The sequence below is a fragment of the Rhodococcus sp. NPDC057014 genome (assembly GCF_042673295.1).
Classification (GTDB): Bacteria; Actinomycetota; Actinomycetes; order Mycobacteriales; family Mycobacteriaceae; genus Rhodococcus_F.
On the sequence record NZ_JBHUSF010000113.1, the window covers coordinates 1 to 6,323 of the forward strand.

The window sequence follows — 6,323 nt, forward strand, 5'->3', positions numbered from 1 at the left end:
CCGCTGCGACCGGCGTACCGGGCCACCACCGGGCCGCCCGCGGCGATGTACACCGGGATCCCGCCCTCGGGCACGTCGTAGATCGACGCCCCCTTGGTGGTGAAGTAGTCGCCCTCGAAATCGACCCGGTCACCGAGCCAGAGTTCCCGCATCAACCGGACCGCCTCCCGCAGCCGCGCGAACCGCTCCTTGAATTCCGGCCATTCGCCGGCGAAACCGGTCGCGATCTCATTGAGCGCCTCGCCGGTTCCGACACCGAGCATGATCCGCCCCGGGTACAGACAGCCCATCGTCGCGAACGCCTGCGCCACCACCGCCGGGTTGTACCGGAACGTCGGCGTCATCACCGACGTCCCCAACTGCAACCGCTCCGTCCGCTCCCCCACCGCCGTCATCCACGCCAGCGAGAACGGCGCATGACCACCCTCGTGGCGCCACGGCTGGAAATGATCCGACACCGTCGCCGAATCCATGCCGTGCGCCTCCGCCAGCACACCCAGCTCCACCAACTCCCGCGGACCGAACTGTTCCGCGGACGCCTTGTAACCGAGCTTGAGTTCGTGGGCCACCGTGTACTCCTTCGTCTTCACGTCCGGTTCGCGAGATGCAAACCTCTTCTGCAGGTTAGAGCGCGGCCACCAGGCTGGCGACCGCCGCTCCCAGTGCCACCACCGTCAGGGCCACCGCGAACAACCACAACTCGTGGGGCGGCGGCATCGGTGCGCCGTCGCGCAGCGCCTTCTCGACCTGCGACCACCGCCGCATGCCGACGAGGGCCGCCGCGGCGGCGAGACCGATCAGGATCAGTCCGAGGGTCGTCCGCACCCATCCGGTGCTGAATTCGGGGACCAGGTGGATCATCGCGATGCCACCGGCCAGGAGTGCGAGTGAACTCCGCATCCAGGCGAGGAACGTCCGCTCGCTCGCGAGCGTGAAACGTTCGTCGGGCCGGTCGTTGTCGGTCACCGAATCATCTTTACACCGGTTCACGGGAACCGCACCAAGCAGGTACCCCGCAGTCCTAGATTGGAGGGGCAGGCCACAGCCAGGGGGCGTCCATGCGACCGTTCGAAGCTCTGCGATCCGCGATCTCTCTGCGTGTGCCGGCGGTGATGCTGCTGGTCTTCTCCGCGTGGGCGGCGCTCGGGCCGTCGCCTGCTTCGGCGGAGCCGCGCATCACCAGGGTGGACGTCTATTCGGAGTCGATGGGCCGGTGGGTGGCCAACGACGTGATCTCTCCGGCGTCGGGAGGTCCGGCGCCCACCTTCTACCTCCTCACCGGCATCGGCGGCGGCTCGGACGGGATCTCCTGGTTCAACAACACCGGTGTGCGGGACTTCTTCACCGACAAGCACGTCAACGTGGTAATGCCGATAGGCGGGCAGTACAGCATGTACACCGACTGGGATGCCGACGACCCGGTCCTCGGCAGGAACAAATGGCAGACGTACCTGACGAGCGAACTTCCCGCCGCCATCGACGGCCGGTTCGCGACCACCGGGGCGAACGCCATCGGCGGGGTGTCGATGGCGGGCGGCGCGGTACTCGACCTCGCGATCCAGGCCCCGGGATTCTACCGGGCCGTCGGCTCGTACAGCGGTTGCGCCGCGACGAGCGGACTGCTCGGCCAGGCGATGGTGCGGTCGATGGTGGAATTGCGGGGCGGCGGCAACGCGACCAACATGTGGGGCCCGGCCGTGGACCCGCAGTGGCGGGTGCACGATCCGATGGTGAACGCCGAACGTCTGCGCGGCACAGAGCTGTTCGTCTCGAGCGGCAACGGGCTTCCCGGCGGCATCGACAACCACGACCCGGTGCTGGTGGTGCCCCAGACGATCGGGGGCAGTGTGGTCGAGATGGTGACCAACGTGTGTGCGTCCGCGTTCCAGTCGCGGTTGCAGGCGCTGGGGATTCCGGCGACGTTCGCGTACCTCTCGGAGGGCACCCATTCCTGGGGGCTGTTCGAGACGGAGCTACGGGAGTCCTGGCCCGTCATCGGCAGCGCGATCGGGGCGTGACCCGAGGGACTTCTCCAGGATCGGCCCGATGACCGCGAGGGCCTCCGGTGTGGTCATCCGCAGATGGTCACACTCCACCTTGTTCTCGACGATCACACCGGTGATCGCGGGCTGCCAGACGCCCGGTGACGGCCGTTCGCCTTCCTCCCCTTCGGCGGACTGTGCGGCGCTGAAGAACAGCAGGTCGCCGTCGAACACGCGCGGGCGGTGTCCGGTGGAGATGTGCTTCGAGTTCTCCAGCCCGGTGCTGATGCGGCCGAGGAGGGTCGACGCGAACGCGGGGTCCCGGCCGAACGAGCGCCCGAGCATGTCGAGCAGTTGCTCGCGGTACGACGTGCCCGCGTCGTCGCTGCCCTCGAATTCGACGCCCAGCCCGTGCAACCACTCCTCGGCGTTCACTTCGAGGTCACCGAAGTTTTCGCCCTCCGCGACGTAGCTGTCCATCATCGCCAGGGTGCCGACCTCGGCGCCCGACTCACGGAGTTCCACGGCGATCGCCTGGGCGATGACACCGCCGAGTGACCAGCCGAGCAGGTGGTACGGCCCCCGGGGCTGGACGGCACGCATCTCGACCACGTACCGGTGAGCGAGTTGTTCCATCGACTCGAACGTCGTTCCGCCGCTGAGGATCGGCAGCTGCAGACCGTACACCGGACGGTCGGGCGAGAGGTGCCCGATCAGTCCGGCGTAGCCCAGCGCGAGTCCGCCCGCCGGGTGCACGCAGAACAGAGCGGGTTGCGCACCGGACGCCCGGAGCGGGACGACGACGTTCAGCACGTCGTCCGCCGGCATGCTTCCGAGCACCGACGGGTCGACGATCCTCCGGGCGAGGCCCTCCGGGGTCGGGTTGCGGAAGATCCACTGCAGGACGACGTCGGTGCCGAGCCGGTCCCGGAGCCCGGACGCCACCCGGGTCGCCACGAGCGAGTTGCCGCCGAGTTCGAAGAAGTCGTCGTCGGCCCCGACACGGTCGATGCCGAGCACCTCGGCGAAGACCTCTGCGACGGCCTCCTCCACCGGGGTGGCCGGTGCCCGGAACTCCCGGGGCGCGAGCACGGGGGCGGGGAGCGCCCGGCGGTCCAGTTTGCCGGTGCGGCCGACGGGCAGCCGGTCGAGCACCACCAGTTGGGCGGGCACCATGTACGGCGCGAGGTGCGACCCGGCGTACCGGAGGACCTCGGCGGTGTCGATGCTCGCACCGTCCTGCGCCGTCACGTATCCCACCAGCCGGTCGCCGGTGCCGTTGTGCACCGCGACCGCCGCCCGGCCGACGCCGTCGCAGCGGGCCAGCACCGATTCGATCTCGCCGAGCTCCACCCGCTGTCCCCGGATCTTCACCTGGAAGTCGTTGCGTCCCACATACTCCAGCCGTCCGATCTCGGTCCACCGCACGAGGTCGCCGGTGCGGTACATGCGGGAGCCGGGTTCGCCGAACGGGTTCGCGACGAAGGACGCACCCGTGAGCGCCGGACGCCGGTGATAGCCGCGCGCTAGTCCCGGTCCCGCGACGTACAGTTCGCCGATCACCCCCACCGGGACGGGCTGCAACCAGGTGTTGACCACGATGACGTCGACACCCCGCCCCGGACCGCCGACGTTCACCGATTCGTCGGGCGACAGGACCTCGCTGATCGTGGTCTGCACCGTCGCCTCGGTGGGTCCGTATCCGTTGAAGACGAACCGTCCCGGAGACCAGCGGTCGGCGATCTCGGGCGGGAACCGTTCGCCCGCGACGGCGAGAATCCGCAGGGACGGCAGGTCCTCGGGTCGGAGGGTGTCGAGGATGGTGGGGGTGAAGAACGCGTGCGAGACGTGCTCGCGCGCGAGGAGTTCGGCCAGTTCCCGTCCCCCGAGCACCGTAGGGGGCACGACCACCAGTGTCGCGCCGACGGCGAATGCCATCAGCAGTTCGAACAGGGACGCGTCGAAGCTCGGCGACGCCAGGTGCGACACCCGCGCCCCGTGCATCGACGCGAAGCGTTCCCGTTCCTCGACAGCGAGATTCGCGAGTCCGCCGTGGGTGAGCACGACACCCTTCGGCGTTCCCGTCGATCCCGACGTGTAGAGCAGGAACGCGGCGTGCTCGACTCTCAGCGGACGCAGACGATCGGCGTCGGTCACGGGGTCGCGGGAATATCCGTTCACGACGCCGGGATCGTCGAGGAGCAGCCACGGCACCACCCCGGGCAGCCGGTCACGGTGCGCGGTCACCGTCAGCCCGAGCATCGCACCCGAATCCTCGAGCATGCCGCCGGTGCGCGCGGGTGGCAGCGCGGGGTCGACCGGCACGTAGGCCGCCCCCGATTTCGCGACCGCCCACACCGACAACACCCAGTCGATCGACCGGGGCACCCCGATCGCGACGAAGGCGTCCGGACCGGCGCCGCGGTCGATCAGCGCCCTGGCCAGCCGGTTCGACTGCTCGTCGAGTTCCCGGTACGACAGCGTGACGCCGCCGCACGACACCGCGGTCGTACCCGGTGCGAGCGCGGCACCCGCGGTGAGGACGTCGGGCAGCAGGCGTTCCGCGACCGCGGGGAAGCCGCGCATCGGTACGAGTTCGTCCCGTTCGAGGGCGTCGAGGATCTCGAGGTCGCCGACCCGGATCGACGAATCGGATACGGCCGCATCGAGCATCCGGACGAACCGGTCTGCCAGGCCCGCGACGGTCTCGGCGTCGAAAAGGTCGGTGGCGTAAGAGAAACCGGCGGTGATGCCGGCCGGTGTTCCGTCGTCCGTGTACTCCTCGGCCAGTGTCAGCTGCAGGTCGAACCGGGCGATCGTGGCACCGAGGTCGATGCCGCGCACCTCGACGCCCGGCAGTGAGAGGTCGGGGCGCTGGACGTTCTGGAATTCGAGCAGCACCTGGAACAGCGGTGAATGCGCCGTGGAGCGGGGCGGATCGAGTGCTTCCACGACCTTCTCGAACGGGAGCTCCGCGTGCGCATACGCGGCGAGGTCGACGTCGCGGACCTGGTCGAGCAGGTCGGAGAACCGGTCCGCGTCGGACACGACGGTCCGCAGGACGACGGTGTTGACGAACATTCCGACGACGTCGTCGAGTGCAGCCTCGCCGCGTCCGGCGACGGGGGTGCCGACGGCGATGTCCCCGGTGCCGGACATTCTCGCGAGGAACGCGGCCAGAGCGGCGTGCGCGACCATGAACACCGTCGACTGGTGTGTGGACGCCGTCGCCAGCAGCCGGCGATGCAGGTCGGCGTCGATCTCGAACCCGACCCTGCTCCCGTCCGGTGTGCGGTGCAGCGACCGTGGGCGGTCGGCGGGCAGGTCCAGCGCGGCGGGGAGCCCGGCCAGTGTGCTGCGCCAGTAGTCCAGTTGCTGCGACACCAGCGACTGCGGATCGTCGTCCGAGCCGAGGAGGCGGCGCTGCCAGAGCGTGAAATCGGCGTACTGGACGGTGATCGGTGGCCAGTCGGGGGCGTACCCGGCCGCCCGGGCGGTGTAGGCCGTCGTCACGTCGCGCGCGAGCGGGACCATCGACACTCCGTCCGCGACGATGTGATGGACCACCACGAGCAGCGTCCGGTCGGTGCCGGTGATCTCGAACACGGCCGCCCGCAACGGAATCTGTTCCGTGACGTCGAATCCCTGCGCGACCGCCGCCGACAGCAGGTCCCGCAACTCCGCCTCGCCGGACACCGCGGTGACGGGCAGGTCCGGAACCGCATCGGCGGCGGGCAGGATCACCTGCACCGGTTCTTCGCCGGCCATCGGGAACCTGGTGCGGAGCGTCTCGTGGCGTCGCACCACGTCGGACACCGCGGCCTGCAGGGCGTCGAGGTCGAGTGCGCCGGTGAGACGGAACGCCATGGCGATGTTGTAGGCGGGCGAGGAGGTGTCGAACTGGTTGAGGAACCACATGCGGGTCTGGGCCAGGGACAGCGGAATTCGCGCGGGCCGCGGCGCCGCCCGCAGTTCCGGCCGGTGTGCCGGCGCACCGGACTTCGCCGCGCGTTCCGCGAACTCCGCCACGGTCGGCGACTCGAACAGGGCGTGCACGCCGACGTCGACGCCGAGAGCCGCGTCGACGCGGGCGACCACACGGGTGGCGGACAGCGAATCTCCCCCGAGACGGAAGAAGTGGTCTTCGGCCCCGACGCGGTCGACGCCGAGGACCTCACCGAACACGTCGGCGACGACGGCCTCGAACGGCGTGGCCGGCGCCCGGAATATCCGCACCGGAGCCTCGGGTTCGGGTAGTGCGGCGCGGTCCACCTTCCCCGACACCGTCACCGGCAACTCCCCCAACACCACCACCACCGACGGCACCATGAACCCCGGCAG

Annotated in this window: 4 protein-coding genes; 1 reads left to right on the top strand and 3 read right to left on the bottom strand. The window is 69.7% G+C overall.

The window, feature by feature from the left end:
* Positions 1 to 569 (bottom strand): LLM class flavin-dependent oxidoreductase (locus tag ACFTZB_RS21975; RefSeq protein WP_378434040.1); only part of this gene is annotated, 569 nt, incomplete at its 3' end.
* 55 nt (positions 570 to 624) lie between these two features.
* Positions 625 to 966: a YidH family protein gene (locus ACFTZB_RS21980; RefSeq protein WP_378434041.1), complete on the bottom strand. Its 342-nt coding sequence runs from the start codon at positions 964 to 966 to the stop codon at positions 625 to 627.
* 92 nt (positions 967 to 1,058) lie between these two features.
* On the opposite strand from ACFTZB_RS21980, the gene ACFTZB_RS21985 reads away from it, so the two are divergent.
* Positions 1,059 to 2,018, top strand: coding sequence for an alpha/beta hydrolase (locus tag ACFTZB_RS21985; RefSeq protein ID WP_378434042.1), 960 nt, complete (start codon positions 1,059 to 1,061; stop codon positions 2,016 to 2,018).
* On the opposite strand, the gene ACFTZB_RS21990 is transcribed toward ACFTZB_RS21985, so the two are convergent.
* A partial coding sequence (locus tag ACFTZB_RS21990; protein ID WP_378434043.1) for an amino acid adenylation domain-containing protein occupies positions 1,974 to 6,323 on the bottom strand: 4,350 nt, incomplete at its 5' end. The genes ACFTZB_RS21985 and ACFTZB_RS21990 overlap by 45 nt on opposite strands.

Bases quoted from the DNA above. Each gene is read 5' to 3' on its own strand.
- ACFTZB_RS21985 (WP_378434042.1), top strand. From the start codon at position 1,059: ATGCGACCGTTCGAAGCTCTGCGATCCGCGATCTCTCTGCGTGTGCCG.